Annotated in this window: 17 protein-coding genes; 16 read left to right on the top strand and 1 reads right to left on the bottom strand. The window is 64.9% G+C overall.

Annotation, left to right across the window (positions count from 1 at the left end):
• The first annotated feature begins 91 nt into the window (after positions 1-91).
• From SO140_RS16715 to lpxB, 16 genes are all read left to right on the top strand, one after another.
• Positions 92-826 (top strand): carbonic anhydrase, encoded by a 735-nt coding sequence (locus tag SO140_RS16715; RefSeq protein WP_449381642.1) that lies wholly within the window; start codon positions 92-94, stop codon positions 824-826.
• 185 nt (positions 827-1,011) lie between these two features.
• Entirely contained in the window at positions 1,012-3,378 is a 2,367-nt protein-coding gene (locus tag SO140_RS16720; RefSeq protein ID WP_498541700.1) for a caspase family protein, read from the top strand.
• Between the two features lie 232 nt (positions 3,379-3,610).
• The gene (locus SO140_RS16725; protein WP_027523852.1) at positions 3,611-4,600 is read left to right on the top strand and encodes a 30S ribosomal protein S2; all 990 of its coding nucleotides are present in this window, start codon (positions 3,611-3,613) and stop codon (positions 4,598-4,600) included.
• A 126-nt stretch (positions 4,601-4,726) separates the two neighbouring features.
• A complete protein-coding gene (gene tsf, locus SO140_RS16730; protein ID WP_498541701.1) occupies positions 4,727-5,650 on the top strand; it encodes a translation elongation factor Ts in 924 nt (307 codons plus the stop codon).
• Between the two features lie 61 nt (positions 5,651-5,711).
• Entirely contained in the window at positions 5,712-6,428 is a 717-nt protein-coding gene (gene pyrH / locus SO140_RS16735) for a UMP kinase (RefSeq protein WP_498541702.1), read from the top strand.
• A gap of 54 nt (positions 6,429-6,482) precedes the next feature.
• The gene (gene frr / locus SO140_RS16740) at positions 6,483-7,046 is read left to right on the top strand and encodes a ribosome recycling factor (RefSeq protein ID WP_254095528.1); all 564 of its coding nucleotides are present in this window, start codon (positions 6,483-6,485) and stop codon (positions 7,044-7,046) included.
• A gap of 10 nt (positions 7,047-7,056) precedes the next feature.
• The gene (locus tag SO140_RS16745; protein ID WP_449381638.1) at positions 7,057-7,815 is read left to right on the top strand and encodes an isoprenyl transferase; all 759 of its coding nucleotides are present in this window, start codon (positions 7,057-7,059) and stop codon (positions 7,813-7,815) included.
• Complete coding sequence (locus SO140_RS16750) at positions 7,812-8,654, top strand: phosphatidate cytidylyltransferase (protein WP_498541703.1); 843 nt, start codon at positions 7,812-7,814, stop codon at positions 8,652-8,654. Before SO140_RS16745 ends, SO140_RS16750 begins: the two co-directional genes overlap by 4 nt.
• Positions 8,655-8,658: 4 nt before the next feature.
• Positions 8,659-9,882, top strand: a complete 1,224-nt coding sequence (gene dxr / locus SO140_RS16755) for a 1-deoxy-D-xylulose-5-phosphate reductoisomerase (protein WP_449381636.1) — start codon at positions 8,659-8,661, stop codon at positions 9,880-9,882.
• Positions 9,883-9,927: 45 nt separating this feature from the next.
• The gene (locus tag SO140_RS16760; RefSeq protein ID WP_498541704.1) at positions 9,928-11,079 is read left to right on the top strand and encodes a M50 family metallopeptidase; all 1,152 of its coding nucleotides are present in this window, start codon (positions 9,928-9,930) and stop codon (positions 11,077-11,079) included.
• Between the two features lie 179 nt (positions 11,080-11,258).
• On the top strand, positions 11,259-13,793 hold the full coding sequence (gene bamA / locus SO140_RS16765; protein ID WP_498542834.1) for an outer membrane protein assembly factor BamA: 2,535 nt from the start codon (positions 11,259-11,261) through the stop codon (positions 13,791-13,793).
• Positions 13,794-13,825: 32 nt separating this feature from the next.
• Positions 13,826-14,893: a UDP-3-O-(3-hydroxymyristoyl)glucosamine N-acyltransferase gene (gene lpxD / locus SO140_RS16770; RefSeq protein WP_498542835.1), complete on the top strand. Its 1,068-nt coding sequence runs from the start codon at positions 13,826-13,828 to the stop codon at positions 14,891-14,893.
• A complete protein-coding gene (gene fabZ, locus SO140_RS16775) occupies positions 14,893-15,351 on the top strand; it encodes a 3-hydroxyacyl-ACP dehydratase FabZ (protein ID WP_498542836.1) in 459 nt (152 codons plus the stop codon). The genes lpxD and fabZ overlap by 1 nt, the downstream gene beginning before the upstream one ends.
• Before the next feature lie 252 nt (positions 15,352-15,603).
• Positions 15,604-16,398 carry an acyl-ACP--UDP-N-acetylglucosamine O-acyltransferase gene (lpxA, locus tag SO140_RS16780; protein ID WP_449381632.1) on the top strand — a complete coding sequence of 265 codons (795 nt, stop codon included), beginning with the start codon at positions 15,604-15,606 and terminating at the stop codon, positions 16,396-16,398.
• A gap of 20 nt (positions 16,399-16,418) precedes the next feature.
• Positions 16,419-17,276 (top strand): LpxI family protein, encoded by an 858-nt coding sequence (locus SO140_RS16785; protein WP_498542837.1) that lies wholly within the window; start codon positions 16,419-16,421, stop codon positions 17,274-17,276.
• Positions 17,273-18,466, top strand: a complete 1,194-nt coding sequence (gene lpxB / locus SO140_RS16790; RefSeq protein ID WP_498542838.1) for a lipid-A-disaccharide synthase — start codon at positions 17,273-17,275, stop codon at positions 18,464-18,466. The genes SO140_RS16785 and lpxB overlap by 4 nt, the downstream gene beginning before the upstream one ends.
• 92 nt (positions 18,467-18,558) lie before the next feature.
• Here lpxB and SO140_RS16795 read toward each other — a convergent pair whose 3' ends face one another.
• Complete coding sequence (locus tag SO140_RS16795) at positions 18,559-19,440, bottom strand: hypothetical protein (protein WP_498542839.1); 882 nt, start codon at positions 19,438-19,440, stop codon at positions 18,559-18,561.
• Positions 19,441-19,713 lie beyond the last annotated feature (273 nt).

Here is a 19,713-nt window from a genome sequence, read left to right on the forward strand (position 1 = left end):
GGTCCATGATTTTGTCGGCGGCGAAGCGTCGCTGTCACTCGTGTCCTGTACTGTTCATGCAGGTCTGGACTGAGATGGTAGGGGGAAAGACATGTGCGACAAATGCTCTGACAAATTGCATCATCTGCTCGTGCCCTCGCGACGCTCGATGATGCTGTTCGCCGCTTCGGCATTGATGTTCGGTTCGACGGCCTTCGCCAAAGAAACGAAAACGCCGCCCAAGCCGCAGAACGTAGTGACACCCGATGCTGCGCTGAAGCGGTTGATGGAGGGTAATGCGCGCTATGTCGACGGTGTGGCGCGGCGCCATGACTTCAAGCATGAGCGAGGAGCTCTCGCCGCGGGGCAGAATCCATATGCGGCGATCCTGAGCTGCGCGGACTCGCGCATTGCGCCGGAATACGCTTTCGACACCGGTCGCGGCGATCTCTTCGTCTGTCGTGTGGCCGGCAATTTTGCCGGCAACGAGACGATCGCGAGCCTTGAATATGCCGTGGCCGTGTTGAGTACGCCGCTGATCCTGGTTCTCGGCCACGACAGTTGCGGCGCCGTCGATGCGACGCTGAAAGCGCTCAAGGACAACAAGTCGCCGCCGGGACACATTCCGTCGCTCGTCGAGGCGATCGCGCCGGCTGCCAAGGCGGCCATGCAGCAGGGCGCAGATGCGCTCGACGCGGCGATCCGGCAAAACGTGATCGACAACGTGGCCAAGCTGAAGTCAGCGGCGCCGATCCTCAATGCGGCGGCCGAGCAGGGCAAGCTCAAGGTCGTCGGCGGCATCTATCGGCTGGCCACGGGCACCGTCGACCTGATCTCCCAGGGGTAGGGGGTCAAGATCAGGATCGTGCGGCCGGAATTTTTGCGATCGCGAACCTGACATGGAGCTGACGGGCGACGGCCAGCGGCCATTCCGTCGCCTCAATCCAAGCGTTTTTCGTTCAAACGCCATTCAGCCAGCCGCGCGTCTCATGTGCGGTGGCAAGCTCAACAACAATAGCGGGCGCGAAAGCCATGCGTGGGACACGACAATCTTTCCTTGGATCTTTCCTCGGTTTGCTTCTTCCGAGCCTGCTGTTCGCGGCAGGCGGACTGTTCGATCCTGCCTACGCCCAGCAGCAGGAGAAGCGTATCGCGCTGGTGGTCGGCAACGGCGCCTATGCGAAGTCGCCGCTGGCAACGACCGCCAATGATGCCGGCCTGATCGCACAGACGCTTCAGGCCGCCGGCTTCGACGTGGTCGGCGCCCGCGACCTCGACGGCGACACGCTGCGCAAGAGCTTTCGCGATTTTCTTCAGAAGGCCCAGACATCGGGACCCGGCACCGTCGCGATGATCTATCTCGCCGGCTATGGCGTGCAGCTCGCCGGCGAGAACTACTTCATCCCGGTCGATTCCAACATCGCGCGCGATACCGACGTTCCGACCGAGGCGCTCCGCATCAGCGACTACGTCCGCCAACTCGCCGCGCTGCCGCTGAAGGCGAACATCGTCGTGCTCGATGCGGCCCGGGCGCAGCCCTTCATCGAGGGCGGGCAACCGATCGCAAGCGGGCTCGCGCTGGTCGAGCCCGACGCGAACATGCTGATCGCCTACAACGCCGCGCCCGGCACCGTGGCGCCGGAAGAGCCGGGGCCCTACGGCGTCTACGCCCAGTCGCTCGCCGAGATGATCCGCACCGGGGGCCTGTCGCTGCCTGAGGTCTTCGACCGCGTGCGCCTGCGCGTCAACGACGCCAGCAAGGGCGCTCAGGTGCCCTGGGACGATCAGAAGATCAGCGCGCAATTCTCGTTCTTCGAGCGCGGACCTGACGCACCACCGCCGCAGGCCACGCCCGATCAGGTCGCTGCGATCCGCAACAAGCCGATCCGCGATCTCGGCGTGCAGGACGCCTACGCGGCGGCGCTCGAGCGCGACACGCTGCCGGCCTATGAGGAATTCCTCTCCGCCTATCCCGGTGATCCCATGGCCAAGCGGGTGATCGCGATTGTTGCAGCGCGCCGCGAGGCGATCACCTGGCGGCGGACCTATCGCGCCGACACGCCGGACGCTTACTGGTCCTATCTGCGCCGCTATCCGCGCGGGCCGCATGCTGGCGACGCACGGCGCAGGCTGGCGATCCTGACCGCGCCGCTCGAGCCGCCGCCGAGCTTTGCCATGATGGATTACGGCCTGCCGCCGCCGCCGCCGGAGGAGGTGGTCTATGTCGATCGCCCCGTGCTGCTGTTCAGCGATCCCGTGTTCGGCTTCGTGCCGCCGCCGCCGCCCCCGGTCTATTTCTGCCCGCCGCCGCCACCGGATTTCGTCGTGCTGCCGCCGCCGCTGCCGGTGGTCGGACTGTTTGTGCTACCACAGCCGATGTTCGTGCCGATCCCGGTGTTCGTGAGGCCGCCAATTTATGTCGCACCGCCGCCGAACAACATCATCTACCAGAACATCCACAACACCACGGTGATCAACACCGTCATCAACCGGCCTCCGGCAGCCGCGGCTGCGGGACTCGCGCCCGGCAGCTTGGCTCCGGCGGTCTCCGGCCGCGCATCACCCGCAGGCCCGGCGGTGCCGCAGGCCGTTGCGCAGCGCGCCGCCTTGATCCAGCAGGGCAAGCTGCCGATGCCGCAGAGCGCGACGATCACGCCCACCGCGCGACCGGGAACACCGGCTGCGACGCGGACCAATGTCGCGCCGGCCGTAGCCGCGCCGCCGAGCAGGTTGCCTGAGGCCAATACGCTTCCGGTCCCCGGCACCCATGGGGCGCCGCCGGCGCCCTCGGCTGCCCAGACGCCGAGTGGCAGGCTCGCGCCGACCGCGACGGCGCCGGCGAACGGCTCGCAAGCAGGCCATCCCAATGCGGCGACCGCAACGGCGCCGCCCACCACGACGCCTGCCGGAAATGCGGCCGTCGCGCCGGGCCAGTCGCAAAAGCCGCCGGTCGCTGGAACGCCGGCGACCACGCCTGCGGATAGCCGTGCAAAGTCGGCCATCCCTCAGCAGGGCACCACGGCTCCATCCGCGGCGGGGACAGGCGCCAAGCCTGCCGTCACAGCGGTGCATCCCACGGGTCGCGAGCCGCTGACACCGCAGAATCAGCGTGTGATCACCCCGCCGCCGCAGGCCGCCAAGCCAGCCGCGCCGCCACATCCTCAAGCCGTCGCGAAACCCGTGCCCTCGGCGGCGACGCCGCGGGCAGCCTCGGCGCCACCCCCGCGAGCCGCGCCTCCGCCCGTCGCCGCCGCCCGGCCGGCTCCGCCGCCAGCGGCTCGCCCGGCGCCGCCACCCCCGCCGCGGGTGGCCGCGGCTCCGCCGCCCCGTCCGGCCGCCCCACCGCGCCCGGCACCGGCTGCAGCGAAGAAATGCGCCCCCCACCAGCCAAAGTGCTAGGGGGCCTGGAACTACGGAAAAGGACTTGAAAAGGGCCTGAAAAAGGACTTGGGGCAGGGCGCCAAAACGCCCTCCAAAGGCCCTTATTTCCTTGCTTCTGGCCGAAATCGCGCTATATAGCGCGCCATCTCACACGGAAACATGGCTCAAAAGGCCGTCCGGTGGCAGCCGGGGCGAGAACGCTCCGTCTTGCTCACACGTTTCCGGAGGAACCAACCGGAGAATTATCACTATGGCGCTACCCGACTTCACCATGCGTCAGCTGCTCGAAGCTGGCGTGCACTTTGGTCACCAATCCCACCGCTGGAATCCGAAAATGGCGCCGTTCATTTTCGGGACCCGCAACAACATCCACATCGTCGACCTCGCGCAGACCGTGCCGATGCTGCACCAGGCCCTCCAGGCCGTCAGCGACACCGTCGCGAAGGGCGGCCGCATCCTGTTCGTCGGCACCAAGCGCCAGGCGCAGGACGGCGTTGCCGACGCGGCCAAGCGCTGCGCGCAGTACTTCGTCAATTCGCGCTGGCTCGGCGGCACGCTGACCAACTGGAAGACGATCTCGGCCTCGATCAAGCGCCTGCGTCATCTCGACGAGGTGCTGTCCGGCGGTGAAGCCAACTCCTACACCAAGAAGGAGCGCCTGACGCTCCAGCGCGAGCGCGACAAGCTCGACCGCTCGCTCGGTGGCATCAAGGACATGGGCGGCCTGCCCGACATGATCTTCGTGATCGACACCAACAAGGAAGACATCGCGATCCAGGAAGCCCAGCGGCTCAACATCCCGGTCGCGGCGATCGTCGACACCAATTCGGACCCCAAGGGCATCACCTATGTGGTGCCGGGCAATGACGACGCGGGCCGTGCGATCTCGCTCTATTGCGACCTGATTGCGCGCGCGGCGATCGACGGCATCTCGCGCGCCCAGGGCGATGCGGGCATCGATATCGGCGCTTCGGTCAAGCCGGCCGCTGAAGAGCTTCCGTCCACCAGCGGTTTCCAGGGCCTTGCAGGTCCGCGCGGCACCGCCGACGACCTCAAGAAGCTCCCGGGCGTGTCGGGTGCGATCGAGAAGAAGTTCAACGACCTCGGCATCTTCCACTACTGGCAGCTCGCCGAGCTCGATCACGCCACCGCGCACAAGATCGGCGAAGAGGTCGGTCTGCCCAGCCGTGCGGATGCCTGGGTGGCCAAGGCCAAGGCGCTCACCGCGGAAGCGGAATAACAGTCGAGGGGCGGCCGGATCGTTCCGGCCGCCATTTCAGTTGACGCGACGTCCTGTGATGGACCGCGGTGGGGCGAGACAGCGCCGCGCCGCGGGTTAACCGGCAGGCAAGAAGGATTTTTAACGATGGCAACGATCACAGCTGCGATGGTCAAGGATCTGCGCGAGTCGACCGGCGCAGGCATGATGGACTGCAAGGCCGCGCTCACCGAAAACGACGGCAACATGGAAGCGGCGCAGGATTGGCTCCGCAAGAAGGGCCTGTCGAAGGCTGCCAAGAAGTCCGGCCGCGTCGCGGCCGAGGGCCTGATCGGCGTACTCACCAAGGGCACCAAGGGCGTCGTGGTCGAGGTCAACTCCGAGACCGATTTCGTCGCGCGCAACGGCCAGTTCCAGGGCCTCGTCAAGATGATCGCCCAGGTCGCGTTCGATGCCGGCGCCGATGTCGAGAAGATCAAGGCCACCAAGGTCGGCGACGTCACGGTCGAAGCTGCGATCAATGACGCGATCGCGACCATCGGCGAGAACATGACGCTGCGCCGCGCCGCTTCGCTCGACGTGAAGCAGGGCGTGGTGTCGAGCTACGTCCATGGCGCCGTCATCGATGGCGCCGGCAAGATGGGTGTCCTCGTCGCGCTCGAATCGCCCGGCAAGGCCGATGAGCTCGCAGCGCTCGGCCGCCAGCTCGCCATGCATGTCGCGGCCGCCAATCCGCTCGCGCTCGAACCGTCCGGTCTCGATCCGGCGGTCGTGAAGCGCGAGAAGGACGTGCTCGCCGACAAGTACCGCCAGCAGGGCAAGCCGGAGAACGTGATCGAGAAGATCGTCGAGTCCGGCCTGAAGACCTACTACAAGGAAGTCTGCCTGCTCGAGCAGGCCTTCATCCACGACACCGGCAAGTCGGTGGCGCAGGCGGTGAAGGAAGCTGAGGGCAAGGTTGGGGGCCCCGTGAAGATCGCCGGCTTTGTGCGGTATGCTCTCGGTGAGGGAATCGAGAAGCAGGAAAGCGACTTCGCGGCGGAAGTCGCGGCCGCCAGCGGCAAGAAGTAAGCGCCGGGACGTTTCCTTCCGGCGTGCCGCCGGAAGCGGCGCCCGGAGAAGGAAAGTGCTCATGACTGATCCGGTCTATCGTCGCGTGGTGATCAAGCTGTCCGGCGAATATCTCGCGGGACCGCAGGGTTTTGGGATCGACCAGCAGACGGTTGACCGGGTTGCCGACGATCTGATCGCCGCGCGCCGTCTCGGTGCCGAGGTCGCGGTGGTGATCGGCGGCGGCAATATCGTTCGCGGCGTCGAGGTGTCCTCCCGCGGCGTGTCGCGCCCGACGGGCGACACGATGGGCATGCTCGCCACCGTGATGAACTGCCTCGCGGTGGAAGCGGCGATCGAACGCAAGGGCGCGCCGGCGCGCACCCTCTCGGCTTTCGTCATGCCCGAGATTTCCGAGCTATTCACCCGCGCCGCAGCGCACAAATACCTCGCCGAGGGCCGAATCGTGCTGCTCGGCGGCGGAACCGGCAATCCGTTCTTCACGACCGACACAACGGCGGTGCTGCGCGCCGCCGAGATCGGTGCCGAGGCCGTCCTCAAGGCGACCAATGTCGACGGCGTCTACTCGGCCGATCCCAAGAAGGATCCGGCCGCCAAGCGCTTCGACCGGCTGACGCACAAGCAGGCGATCGAGGGCGACTATAAGGTGATGGACGCGACTGCCTTCGCGCTTGCCCGCGAGACGTCGCTGCCTATCATCGTATTCTCGATCGCCGAACCGGGCTCGATCGGCGCGATTCTGCGCGGCGTCGGCCACGGGACGATCGTCGCCGGCTGACGGCGCGCCGGGCGCAGCTTGTGCGCCCAGCCAGGTATCTGAAGGGAGAGCGTGATGGCCACGGGTAATTTCGACCTCAACGAATTGAAGCGCCGCATGCAGGGCGCCGTCCAGTCCCTCAAGCACGAGCTCGGGGGCCTGCGCACCGGGCGCGCCTCCGCCTCGATGCTCGATCCGGTCCAGGTCGAAGCCTACGGCAGCCACATGCCGCTGAATCAGCTCGCCACCGTCAGCGTACCGGAGCCGCGGCTGATCTCGGTGCAGGTCTGGGACAAGTCGATGGTCAAGCCGGTGGAGAAGGCGATCGTCGATTCCAACCTCGGCCTGTCACCGGCCACCGAGGGCCAGGTGCTGCGCCTGCGCATCCCCGAGCTGAACGAAGAGCGGCGCAAGGAGCTGGTGAAGGTCGCGCACAAATACGCGGAAGCTGCCAAGGTCGCCGCGCGTCACGTCCGCCGCGACGGTCTCGACGTCCTCAAGAAGCTCGAGAAGAATCACGAGATGTCGGAGGACGACCAGAAGCGTCATGCCGACGAGGTGCAGAAGGCGACCGACGGCACGATCACCGAGATCGATCAGCTGCTGGCGGCCAAGGAAAAAGAGATTCTGACGGTCTAGAGAAGCCTTCATGTCGAACGCCGCCGCGCCCGTCACGGAAGGACCGGAAAGGTCCGAGGCGCCCGCGCATGTCGCCATCATCATGGATGGCAACGGGCGCTGGGCGGCGGCACGTGGCCTGCCGCGCGCCGAGGGCCACCGCCGCGGCGTGGAAGCGTTGCGCCGCGTCGTCCGTGCCTCGCATGAGCTCGGCATCCGCTATCTCACCATCTTCTCCTTCAGCTCAGAGAACTGGTCGCGTCCGGCGAGCGAGATTGGCGATCTCTTCGGCCTGTTGCGCCGTTTCATCCGCAACGACCTCGCGAGCCTGCACCGTGATGGCGTCAAGGTGCGCATCATCGGCGAGCGCGAGGGACTCGAAGGTGACATCTGCGCCCTGTTGAACGAGGCCGAGGAGCTGACGCGCAACAACACGCGTCTTACCCTCGTCGTCGCCTTCAACTACGGCTCACGGCAGGAGATCGCGAAAGCCGCGCAAAAGCTCGCGCGCGAAGTCGCAGAGGGCAAGCGCGATCCGGCCTCGATCGATGCCGAAGCGCTCGGGCACTATCTCGACGCACCCGAGATTCCCGATCCCGATCTCATCATCCGCACCTCCGGCGAGCAGCGTCTGTCCAATTTCCTGATGTGGCAGGCCGCCTATAGCGAGCTGGTGTTCGTGCCGATCCATTGGCCTGATTTCGACAAGGCCGCGCTCGAAGGCGCGATCGCCGAATTTGCCAGACGCGAGCGCCGTTTCGGCGGCCTGGTCGCGAAAACCGCCTCGTGACCGAAAACGACGCCGCGCCGGCGGGCTCAACGCCGGCTTCAAGCAACCTGATGATGCGTGTCCTCGCGGCCCTCGTGCTGGCGCCGCTGGCGATCGCGCTCGCCTATGCCGGCGGCTGGCTCTGGGCGTTCCTGGTTACGCTTGCCTCGATCGGGTTGTTCGTGGAGTGGCTGACTGTGGTCGGGGCAGGGCGGGTTGTCCTGACAGCGTGCGGGACGATCGTTCTCGCCATCATGGGATTCTGTGTCGCCTTCGGGGCGCTCAAGGCTGCGGTCGTGATCGGCTGCGTCGGCGGCGTCGCGATCATGCTGCTGGCGAAAGACAAGTTTGTCTGGGCGGGGGCTGGATTCGCCTATGCGGTGGCTGCGCTGCTCGCCTCGATCCTGGTGCGGCAGGATCCGGTGAACGGATTCGTCGCACTCATGTTCGTGCTGCTTGTGGTGTGGGCGACCGACATCGGTGGCTATTTTGCCGGCCGGGGCATCGGCGGTCCCAAATTGTGGCCGCGCGTGAGCCCCAAAAAGACCTGGGCCGGGGCGCTCGGCGGCTTCGTCGCGAGCCTGGCGGTCGCAGGCGGATTTGCCGCCTCCGGCTTCGGCAAGGCGGTTCCGTTGCTAGCCCTCAGCGCCATTTTGTCGATGGTCTCGCAAGCCGGCGACCTCTTCGAATCCGCGGTCAAGCGCCGGTTCGGCGTCAAGGATTCCAGTCACTTAATCCCGGGCCATGGGGGCCTGATGGACCGCCTGGACGGCTTCATCGCCGCCATTCTGGTGGCCTGGATTTTCGGCTACCTGCGCCATGGTGTGCATAGCGCTGGAAGCGGTCTTATGGTTTGGTGAAACAATGAGCCCAGTCCCTTTGCGTAACAACAAGCCCGCGGCGTCCGCGGTGCGCAGCGTCACCGTTCTCGGTGCCACCGGCTCGATCGGCGACAGCACGATGGATCTGTTGCGCGCTTCGCCCGAGCGCTATCGCGTCGAGGCATTGACGGCGAACGGCAATGTCGAAGCGCTGGCAAAGCTCGCAAAGGAGTTTTCCGCGCGCTTCGTCGCGATCGCGGACACCTCCAAGCTTGCCGAGCTCAAGAATGCGCTCGCCGGCACCAAGACTGAATGCGGCGCGGGCGAAAGCGCTGTGATCGAGGCTGGTGCGCGGCCGGCCGACTGGGTGATGGCGGCGGTGAGCGGCGCGGCTGGACTGAAGCCCGCGCTCGCCGCGGTCGATCGCGGCGCCCATGTCGCGCTCGCCAACAAGGAATGCCTCGTCTGCGCCGGCGATTTCTTCATGCAGCGCGCCGCCAAGGCGGGTGCCTGCATTCTGCCCGCCGATTCCGAGCACAACGCACTGTTCCAGGCTTTGAGCTCGGGCAATCGCGATGAGCTCGTGCGCGTCATCATCACCGCCTCGGGCGGCCCGTTCCGCACCTGGAAGAGCACTGACATCGAGCAGGCGACGCTGGCTCAGGCGCTCAAGCATCCGAACTGGAGCATGGGCCAGAAGATCACGATCGATTCCGCCTCGATGATGAACAAGGGCCTCGAGGTGATCGAGGCGTCCTATCTGTTCGCCTTGAAGCCGGACGAGATCGACGTGCTGGTCCATCCGCAGTCGATCATCCACGGCATGGTCGAATTCTCCGACTGCTCGGTCGTTGCCCAGCTCGGCGCGCCCGACATGCGCACGCCGATCGCACACTGCCTCGGCTGGCCCGACCGCATCAAGGGACCCGCCGCCAAGCTCGACCTCGCCAAGATCGGGCAATTGACCTTCGAGGCGCCGGATTTCGAACGTTTCCCCGGACTGCGGCTTGCTTACGATTCGTTAAGGACCGGACGCGGCGCGACTACGGTATATAATGCTGCGAACGAGGTCGCGGTGGCGGCCTTCATCGCCGGCAAGATCAGATTCGGCGCCATCGCGCGGCTGGTCGAAGCAACGCTCGAAGACTGGATCAAGGGTGGCAATCTGGCGCCCTTGTCCTCGGCGGATGATGCGATCACCGTTGACCATGTTGCGCGAAACAGAGCGGCCACCCTATTGCCTCAAATCGCCTTAAACGCATCCTAGTAGGTTCGGAACCGGGGTCGCGAGGCCCCGGGTTAAGAGGAATCGATGACTGAGTTTTTCCTCCATAGCTTCAACACCTTGAGCCATGGGCTGATCGGCTATGTGATCCCCTTTTTATTCGTCCTGACCATCGTCGTTTTCTTCCATGAGCTCGGCCATTTTCTGGTCGCGCGCTGGGCTGGCGTGAAGGTGTTGACCTTTTCGCTCGGGTTCGGCCCCGAGCTCGCCGGCTTCAACGACCGCCACGGCACGCGCTGGAAGATCTCGGCGATCCCGCTCGGCGGCTATGTCAAATTCTTCGGCGACGACACCGAGGCCTCGACGCCATCGGCCGTGACGCTGGCCGCAATGTCGGCGGAAGAACGCGCCGGCAGCTTCCATCACAAGAAGGTCGGCCCGAGGGCTGCGATCGTCGCGGCCGGACCGATCGCGAATTTCCTGCTCGCGATCGCGATCTTCACCTGTCTTTTCACCTTTTTCGGCAAGCCATCGACCACGGCGCGAGTCGACAAGATCGAGGCGGGCAGTGCTGCGGCAGCGGCCGGCTTCCAGGTCGGCGACGTCGTGACCGCCATCGACGGAACCAAGATCGGAAGCTTCTCCGACATGCAGCGGATCGTCGGCACGCATGCCGGCGACAAGCTGATCTTCACCGTGAAGCGGGGCGATTCCCAGGTCGATCTGTCCGGGACCCCGGAGCTGCGCGAGGTGAAGGATCCCTTCGGCAACGTGCATCGGCTCGGCGTGCTCGGAATCACCCGGCAGACGGCGGCCGGTGACACCGTCACCGAGCGGGTCGATCCGGCCACCGCGCTGTGGCTGGGCGTGAAGGAAACCTGGTTCGTGATCGACCGGACGCTGGCCTATATCGGCGGTGTCTTTGCCGGTCGCGAGGCGGCCGATCAGGTCGGCGGTCCGTTACGAATCGCCCAGATCTCCGGGCAGGTCGCGACCATCGGCATGGCTGCGCTGGTGCATCTGGCCGCAGTGCTGTCGATCTCGATCGGGCTGTTGAACCTGTTCCCGGTTCCGCTGCTCGATGGCGGGCACCTTTTGTTCTATGCGGTGGAAGCAGTCCGCGGCCGGCCTTTGTCGGAACGCGCGCAGGAGATGGGGTTTCGAATCGGGCTCGGCTTGGTACTGATGTTGATGGTGTTTGCGACCTATAACGACATCCTCCATCTGGCGGCATCGTGAAACGGGCTTTTTTGTGACGTTGCTCTTAGGCAACGTCCTGGACTGAAATTCAAACTACGGCGCGCTCGGCCGTTTGCGGCGTCGGTGAAATTAGCTACAAGCGGCATGAAACTTGGGGAATCTCCCAGACCGGCGTTGGGGTTGGGTCTGGCACTGGAATGATAAGGGCGTCGTCGCGCATGATGTTTGGTATGAAGGTCCGGGGGGGCCTGCTCGCCACCCTGATCATGTTCGGCGTGCCGGTGCTTGCCCCGGTTGGGGCAGCGCTTGTGTCTACGCCCGCGGCCGCCCAGACGGTGGATTCGATCTCGGTGGAGGGGAACCGCCGTGTCGAGGTCGAGACCATCCGTTCCTATTTCAAGGCAGGCCCCGGCGGGCGCCTTGACCAGGCAGCCATCGACGACGGCCTCAAGGCGCTGATCGAGACCGGACTGTTCCAGGACGTGAAGATCAATCGCGTCGGCGGCCGGATCGTGGTTTCGGTGGTCGAAAACGCCGTCATCGGTCGCGTCGCCTTCGAGGGCAACAAGAAGATCAAGGACGAGCAGCTCACCGCCGAAGTCCAGTCCAAGCCGCGCGGCACGTTCTCTCGCGCCGTGGTGCAGTCGGACACGCTGCGCATCGCCGAAATCTATCGCCGCTCCGGCCGCTACGACGTGCACGTCACGCCCGAGATCATCGAGCAGCCGAACAACCGCGTCGACCTGGTCTTCACGATCGAGGAGGGCGCCAAGACCGGCGTCAAGTCGATCGAGTTCGTCGGCAACGTTGCCTATTCGAGCTATCGCCTGAGGGACGTCATCAAGACCCGCGAGACGAATCTCCTGAGCTTCCTCGGCAGTGCCGACGTCTACGATCCGGACCGGGTCGAGGCCGACCGCGACCTGATTCGCCGTTTCTACCTCAAGCACGGCTTCGCCGACGTCCAGGTGGTCGCCGCGATCACCGAATACGATCCGGAGAGGAAGGGCTTCCTCGTCACCTTCAAGATTGAGGAAGGCCAACAGTATCGCGTCGGCTCAGTCGACTTCCGCACGAGCATCCCGAACTTCGATCCCACCGTGCTGCGCAGCTATTCGCGCGTCAACGTCGGCTCGCTCTACAACGTCGAATCGGTCGAGAAGTCGGTCGAGGAGATGCAGATCGAGGCCTCGCGCCGCGGCTATGCCTTCGCCGTGGTTCGGCCGGGTGGCGACCGCAATTTCGATGCGCACACCGTGTCGGTCGTGTTCAACATCGACGAAGGTCCGCGCACCTATATCGAGCGCATCAACATTCGCGGCAACATCCGCACGCGCGACTACGTGATCCGCCGCGAATTCGACCTCTCCGAGGGCGACGCCTACAACCGTGCGCTGGTCGATCGCGCCGAGCGGCGCCTGAAGAACCTCGACTTCTTCAAGACCGTCAAGATCACCACGGAGCCGGGGTCCTCCAGCGACCGTGTGGTGCTGATCGTCGATCTCGAGGAGAAGTCCACCGGTGACTTCTCGGTGTCGGGCGGTTATTCCACGACCGACGGCGCGCTGGCCGAAGTCTCGATCTCCGAGCGCAACCTGCTCGGCCGAGGACTGTTCGCCAAGGCATCCGTCACCTACGGCCAGTATGCGCGCGGCTATTCGCTGTCGTTCGTCGAACCGTACCTGCTCGACTACCGCGTCGCGCTCGGCCTCGACCTCTACCAGCGCACGCAGCTGTCCAACAGCTTCATCTCCTACGGCACCAAGACGTTGGGCTTCAGCCCGCGCCTCGGCTTCAGCCTGCGCGAAGATCTGGCCTTGCAGCTGCGCTATTCGATCTACCGTCAGGAGATCACGCTGCCGTCCTATCTGCAGGACTGTAACAACACGCTGGGCACCGCGGCCAATACAAGCCCGGCCTTCTCCGCCGCAAACGGTGGTGTCCCTGATCTCAGCTCCACCAACGGCCTCGGGTGCTACCAGAACGGCGAAGCCTCGCTACCGGTGCGCAAGGAGTTGGCGAACGGCGCGACGCTGACCTCGGCGCTGGGCTATTCGTTGACCTACAACACGCTCGACAACAACAAGAACCCGACCGACGGCCTTCTGGTCGACTTCAAGCAGGACTTCGCCGGCGTCGGCGGCGACGTCTCCTACCTGAAGTCCGCGGTTGATGCGAAGTACTACCAGTCGCTGGTGTCCGATCTCGTCGGCCTCGTCCATCTGCAGGGCGGTATCCTCAACAAGTGGGGCAGCACCGAACTGCGCATGCTCGATCACTTCCAGATGGGTCCGAATCTCGTCCGCGGCTTTGCGCCGAACGGCATCGGTCCACGCGACCTCAATCCCTATGGCACGCAGGACGCGCTTGGGGGCACGAAGTACTGGGGCGCTTCGCTCGAATTGCAGATGCCGTTCTGGTTCCTGCCCAAGGAAGTGGGTCTGAAGGGCGCGGTCTATGCCGACGCCGGCGGTCTCTACGACTACCAGGGACCGACGACCTGGGCGCTCACCGGCGAAACGACGACGACGAAGAACTCGACCTGTACGCCGTCGACCGTCAACCCGGCCACGCCTGGAACTTGTACCGGATTGGTGTATGACGACAGCAAGGTCATCCGCTCGTCGGTGGGTATCGGTCTGATCTGGCAGTCTCCGTTTGGACCGCTGCGCTTCGACTACGCAGTGCCGCTCACCAAGGGCGCGTATGACCGCGTGCAGCAGTTCCGGTTCGGCGGCGGTACGTCGTTCTAAGCTGATCTCCGGCCGGACCTCGACGGGGTGGAATGGCGCAGCCGTCCTTCTTCAAGAAGCCGCCTGCGTCGGCGCTGGCCGATATCGCCACGCTGACGAAGGCGCAGCTGGTCGACCCGGCCCGGGCCGGCCACATGATCACGGGCCTGGCTTCGCTCGACGAAGCCGGCCCGATGCACCTGACGTTCTTCGACAACCTCAAATATGTCGACCAGCTCAAGGCGACCAAGGCCGGCGCGTGCCTCGTCAGCCCGCGCTTCGAGGCGCAGGTACCGGCGCACGTCGCCGCGCTGCGCGTGGCGCAGCCGTTCCGTGCCTTCGTCAGGATCGCCCGGGAATGGCACGGTGACGCGCTGAGGCCGCAATCCTCGGTCGGCAATGACGGCATCGCGCCGTCGGCGATCATCGATCCAACGGCGCGTCTGGAGGACGGCGTCGTGGTCGATCCACTGGCCGTCATCGGCCCTGAGGTCGAAATCGGCAGCGGCACCGTGATCGGCGTCGGCGCGGTGATCGGCCCTGGCGTCAAGATCGGCCGGGACTGCGACGTCGGCGCCCGTACGGCCATCCAGTGCGCCCTGATCGGCAACAACGTGCTGATTCACCCTGGCTGCTCGATCGGCCAGGACGGCTACGGGTTCGTCTTTTTCGGTCCCGAGGGCCACCTCAAGGTGCCGCAGACGGGACGGGTGCTGATCCAGAACGACGTTGAGGTCGGGGCTGGCACCACCATCGATCGGGGGTCCTTGCGTGACACCGTGATCGGGGAGGGCACCAAAATCGACAACCAGGTCCAGATCGGCCACAATGTGACCATCGGCCGGAACTGCCTGCTGGCGGCTCAGATCGGCCTCGCCGGCAGCCTGACGATCGGCGACAACGTGGCGCTGGGAGCGAAGGTTGGCATCAACAATCACCTCAAGATCGGCGATGGGGCTCAGGTCACCGCGATGAGCGGCGTCAAGGACGACATCCCGGCAGGCGGACGTTGGGGCGGCTTTTTTGCCAAGCCGACCAAGCAGTGGTTCAAGGAGATCATCGCAGTGGAGCGTCTGGTGCGCGACAGCAAGGCCGATGGGAAGGACGAGGGACAGGAGTAATGGAGGAAGCACCGGTCAGGTTCGAGCTCGTGGACATCAACGCGATTCTGCGCACGCTGCCGCACCGCTTCCCGATGCTGTTGATCGACCGGGTGATCAACATCCGCAGCGACTATAGCGGCATCGGCATCAAGAACGTCACCTTCAACGAGCCGGCCTTCCAGGGGCATTTCCCCGAACGGCCGGTCTATCCCGGTGTGATGATGATCGAGGCGATGGCGCAGACCGCGGGGGTGATCGGCATCACATCGGTCGATGGCACGGAGAAGCCGCGGGCGGTGTATTTCCTCACCATCGACAAGTGCAAATTTCGCAAGCCCGTGCTGCCTGGTGACACCATCGAGTACCACATGCGCTCGATCGGTCGCCGCAAGGCGATGTGGTGGTTTCACGGCGATGCCAAGGTCAACGGCCAGGTCGTCGCCGAAGCCGACGTCGGCGCGATGCTGACGGACTGAGGCGAGTTTCTCGTCGCTTCAATCTACGTCGTCGTTCCGGGATGTGTGAGAAGTGCGCAGGCCCGGAATCCATAACGCCGACCGCCGTTATGGATTATAGCTCGCGACTTCGTCGCGCCCCGGAATGACGGACCATGGACGATGGCTTCCAGCGTGAAACAAGCCGAGATGATACGTCACTGGACAGATCGCGCAAAGTCGCGCTAACCACCGGAAAACCGAGCGACTTCAACGGATAGCCAGACCTTCTTAATGAGCAAGATTGATCCCACCGCGCGCGTGGAAGACGGCGCCGTGATCGGCGAGGGCACCGAGATCGGGCCCTTCTGCATCATCGGCCCGAACGTCGTGATCGGCAAAAATTGCAAGTTGATCGGGCATGTGCACATCACGGCGCAGACGACGATCGGCGACGATTGCACCATCTACCCGTTCGCCTCGCTCGGCACGCCGCCGCAGTCGCTCAGCTATCGCGGCGAGCTGACGAAGCTACGGATCGGTTCAGGCTGCACCATCCGCGAATCCGTGACCATGAATGCCGGCACCGTCGCGGGCGGCGGCATCACGGAGGTCGGCGAACGCGGCTATTTCATGAATTGCAGCCACGTCGGGCACGACTGCCATGTCGGCAACGACGTGATCTTCGCGACCTCGGCGACGCTCGGGGGGCACTGTGAGATCGGCGACTTCGTCTTCATCGGTGGCTTGTCCGCGGTGCACCAGTTCACCCGCATCGGTCCGCAGGTGATGGTCGGCGGCGTTTGTGGCGTGCGTGACGACATCATCCCGTTCGGGCTCGTCAACGGCCAGTATGCGGTGCTCGAAGGTCTCAACATCATCGGCATGAAGCGGCGCAAGTTCACCAAGCAGCGGCTCGCGAGCGTGCGCGCGTTCTATCAAAAGCTGTTCCACGGCCCCGGGATTTTCGCCGAGCGGCTCGCTGCGGTGCAACCGCTTGCGGCTGAGGATCCCGCGATCGCCGAAATCCTCGACTTCATCGGCAAGGGCAAGCATCGCCCGCTCTGCCTTCCCGCGATCGGGCAGTAGTCACGGGGATGGCCGCGAGCATGACATCGGCGGCGCCAGAGATTTCGTCACCGGTCGGCGTCATCGCCGGCGGCGGCGCCATGCCGTTTGCGGTCGCGGAGTCGCTCGCCGCACGTGGCATCGCGCCGGTGCTGTTTCCGCTGCGCGGCGCCTGCGATCCGGTTCAGGTGGAAAAGTTCCGACATCGCTGGATCTCGGTCGGCCAGCTCGGCCGCGCCATGCGACTGTTTCGAGAGGAGGGCTGCCGCGACCTGATCTTCATCGGCACCTTGATGCGGCCGTCCCTGTCGGAAGTGCGCTTCGATCTCAAAACGCTCCGGCTTCTCGGGCACGTCGTCCGCGCGTTTCGCGGCGGTGACGACCATCTGCTCTCCGGCGTTGGCCGCATGCTCGAGCAGGACGGCTTTCGCATGGTCGGGATCAAGGACGTCGCGCCCGATCTGTTGATGCCCGAGGGCTGCATTACCCGCGCCTGGCCGGCCGACAACGCCAGGAGCGACATCGAGCGCGGCCGCGCGGTGCTGGCTGCGCTGAGCCCGTTCGACATCGGACAGGCCGTCGTCGTGATCGACGGCCATGTGGTCGCTGTCGAGGATATCGAGGGCACCGACGGGTTGCTCCAGCGCGTGGCGCGGCTGCGCAGCGAGGGCCGCATCCGCGCGGCGCGCGGCCGCGGCGTGCTGGTCAAGGCACCGAAGAGCGGGCAGGATTTGCGCTTCGATCTGCCGACGATCGGCCCGCGAACCGTTGAAGGTGCCGCCAGCGCTGGCCTTTCCGGCATCGCCGTGATCGCGAGCAACACCATCGCTGCCGAGCCGCAGGCGATGATCGAGCGCGCCGACGCCAACTATCTCTTCGTCATCGGCCTGCACGCGTGATGCCGGGGCGCGATCCAAAGCGGAAGATCTTTCTGATCGCCACGGAGGAATCCGGCGACCGGCTTGGGTCTGCGCTGATGAAGGTGCTGCGCCAGCGGCTCGGCGATGGCGTGCAGTTCGTAGGCGTCGGCGGCCGCACCATGGCACGCGAGGGGCTGGTCTCGCTCTTTCCGATCGAGGAGCTGTCGATCGTCGGCTTTGCCGCCGTCGTGCAACAACTGCCCAAAATCCTGCGGCTGATCCGCGCGACCGCGGATGCGGTGATCGAAGCCGCGCCCGACGCGCTCGTCATCATTGACAGTCCCGACTTCACCCATCGCGTTGCCCGCCGCGTCCGCGCGCGGGGTCCGACGATCCCGATCGTCGACTACGTCTCGCCCTCGGTCTGGGCCTGGCGGCCGGGCAGGGCGCGGGCCATGCTGTCCTATGTCGATCACGTGCTCGGCCTGCTGCCGTTCGAGCCCGAGGAATACCGTAAGCTGCGCGGCCCGCCGTGCAGCTATGTCGGCCATCCCCTGATCGAGCAATTGTTGTCGCTGCGGCCGAACGCGGAGGAGCAGAAGCGCCGCGACGGCGAGCCGCCGGTCCTGCTGGTCTTGCCCGGCAGCCGCCGCAGCGAGATCAGGCATCATCTCGACGTGTTCGGCGCGGCGCTCGGCCGGTTGCGGGCTGGCGGCCAGCAATTCGAATTGGTGCTGCCGACCATGTCGCATCTCGAAGCAACGGTGCGTGAGGGCATCGCGAGCTGGCCGGTCAAGCCGCAGATCGTGGTCGGCGAAGCCGAGCGGCGCGCCGCGTTCCGGATCGCGCGCGCAGCGCTGGCGAAATCCGGCACGGTGACGCTCGAGCTTGCGCTATCGGGCATTCCCATGGTGACGGCCTACCGCGTCGGCGCGGTCGAGGCCTTCATCCTGCGCCGCGCCATCCGCGTCTCCTCGGTGATCCTCGCCAATCTCGTGATCGGCCGGGAGGTGATCCCTGAATTCTTGCAGGAGGACTGCACGCCGGAAAAGCTCGCGAAGGCGCTGACCGAGGTGCTGACGGACTCTCCGTTGCGGAAACAGCAGGTCGAGGCTTTCGCCCAGCTCGATCAGATCATGTCGACCGGCAACAAGTCACCCAGCGTACTCGCGGCCGACATTGTGCTGACGACGATGCGCGGGGGCAAGCGAGGGGGTAGCAAAACGTAGCCAACATTGCGATTTCGCGCGCACGGGGCGGGTAAAAGGGGCCCCATCCCTCGCTCTTTCGTCGTGAGGATCATTGGCGAGGGCAGCAAAGCTCAGGCGACATCTGCGGGGGCGCCGCCTGTTTCCTCTGCGGCCAGCTTATCGAGATCGATGATTTCCGGATCGTTCTGATGCGGATTCTCTTGCGTGCCTCCGCTGCCATGAACCTGGATGAGCGTCTGCACACGCCGGGCGCTCAGATAATCCACGAGCTGATGACGCAAGGCGACCGGCAACAGCGCTTTTGGCAGTCCCACGAGCGTGAACGCCGAAACCTTGCGCACCTCCTCGCCCTCGCGCCAAAGTAGCGGGGTCAGCGTGTAGATCATTTTTCTCTCTACCTCCGGCTGACCATGATCCGGTTCGCCCGGCGCGCCGAGTGCAATGTTTGCATTACCGGCTCGCGTGCGTACCGCTATCGACCGAAGCTCCCAGCAAATGAGATCGGTGGCGGAGAGAAGCTCGCGGCGCATCTCATCCACGCTGGTCGAAAACCTTGTCGCTTCGGGCGGTATTGCCACCCCTTTTGTGGCAGCCTGCGCGAGGGCAATGGCGCTCGAGTCAAATCGCGGCACGGCCTGTTCGATGGCCGCTGCCAGAGCCAGGATATGATCCGCCATTTTGTTGCGGTCGCGCTGCAATAGGGCTTCGGCCAATGCGCGTTCGGTCGAGACGATTTGCTCGTCGAGTTCTGTGAGTTCGGCACGCTGACGACTGGCCCGATCCTCGACAGAGCGCATATTGGCATCTGCTCGATCGAGCTGGCCATTCGTGGCGCCGGCGACCGCCAACCGCCGGGCTGCGGCACGCTGTTCCTCGAGCATCTTTTCAGTGATGCTCAATCGCTCAGCCAACTTCTGCCGCGTCGCTCGTTTCCGCTTCAACGCACTTTCGAAGCTCTCGACCGGACCGAGCTCACGCAAAAAAAATGCCATGACAACATCCTCGCGAGTCGCGATTAGCCGCCGAATCAGACTGCTCTATTATAACCGCAAAATCGATTTGGCATTTGCGGCTTCACTGGACCCCGGTCAGGCGCCTGTTGAAAGAGTCGGTTACGATCGCCGATCGTCGAATATACCAATTGCGGGATGACGGCACCCGCGATTTCCCGTTGCGGACTGATGCCCGGATTTAAGACGAGAACAGCAGCGCGCTCGGCGCAGGCCTCTTCCGTTCTTGGTTTAAGGGAATGCCCACAAAAATCC

This window comes from Bradyrhizobium sp. UFLA05-108 (assembly GCF_059803455.1).

What these genes read in the sequence shown, in the direction of transcription:
- SO140_RS16795 (WP_498542839.1), bottom strand. Translation starts at nt 19,440, where the DNA reads ATGGCATTTTTTTTGCGTGAGCTCGGTCCGGTCGAGAGCTTCGAAAGT.
- SO140_RS16745 (WP_449381638.1), top strand. Translation starts at nt 7,057, where the DNA reads ATGTCGAACGCCGCCGCGCCCGTCACGGAAGGACCGGAAAGGTCCGAG.
- SO140_RS16785 (WP_498542837.1), top strand. Translation starts at nt 16,419, where the DNA reads ATGACATCGGCGGCGCCAGAGATTTCGTCACCGGTCGGCGTCATCGCC.
- pyrH (WP_498541702.1), top strand. Translation starts at nt 5,712, where the DNA reads ATGACTGATCCGGTCTATCGTCGCGTGGTGATCAAGCTGTCCGGCGAA.
- lpxD (WP_498542835.1), top strand. Translation starts at nt 13,826, where the DNA reads ATGGCGCAGCCGTCCTTCTTCAAGAAGCCGCCTGCGTCGGCGCTGGCC.
- frr (WP_254095528.1), top strand. Translation starts at nt 6,483, where the DNA reads ATGGCCACGGGTAATTTCGACCTCAACGAATTGAAGCGCCGCATGCAG.
- SO140_RS16725 (WP_027523852.1), top strand. Translation starts at nt 3,611, where the DNA reads ATGGCGCTACCCGACTTCACCATGCGTCAGCTGCTCGAAGCTGGCGTG.
- dxr (WP_449381636.1), top strand. Translation starts at nt 8,659, where the DNA reads ATGAGCCCAGTCCCTTTGCGTAACAACAAGCCCGCGGCGTCCGCGGTG.
- SO140_RS16760 (WP_498541704.1), top strand. Translation starts at nt 9,928, where the DNA reads ATGACTGAGTTTTTCCTCCATAGCTTCAACACCTTGAGCCATGGGCTG.
- tsf (WP_498541701.1), top strand. Translation starts at nt 4,727, where the DNA reads ATGGCAACGATCACAGCTGCGATGGTCAAGGATCTGCGCGAGTCGACC.
- SO140_RS16715 (WP_449381642.1), top strand. Translation starts at nt 92, where the DNA reads ATGTGCGACAAATGCTCTGACAAATTGCATCATCTGCTCGTGCCCTCG.
- lpxA (WP_449381632.1), top strand. Translation starts at nt 15,604, where the DNA reads ATGAGCAAGATTGATCCCACCGCGCGCGTGGAAGACGGCGCCGTGATC.
- SO140_RS16720 (WP_498541700.1), top strand. Translation starts at nt 1,012, where the DNA reads ATGCGTGGGACACGACAATCTTTCCTTGGATCTTTCCTCGGTTTGCTT.
- fabZ (WP_498542836.1), top strand. Translation starts at nt 14,893, where the DNA reads ATGGAGGAAGCACCGGTCAGGTTCGAGCTCGTGGACATCAACGCGATT.
- bamA (WP_498542834.1), top strand. Translation starts at nt 11,259, where the DNA reads ATGATGTTTGGTATGAAGGTCCGGGGGGGCCTGCTCGCCACCCTGATC.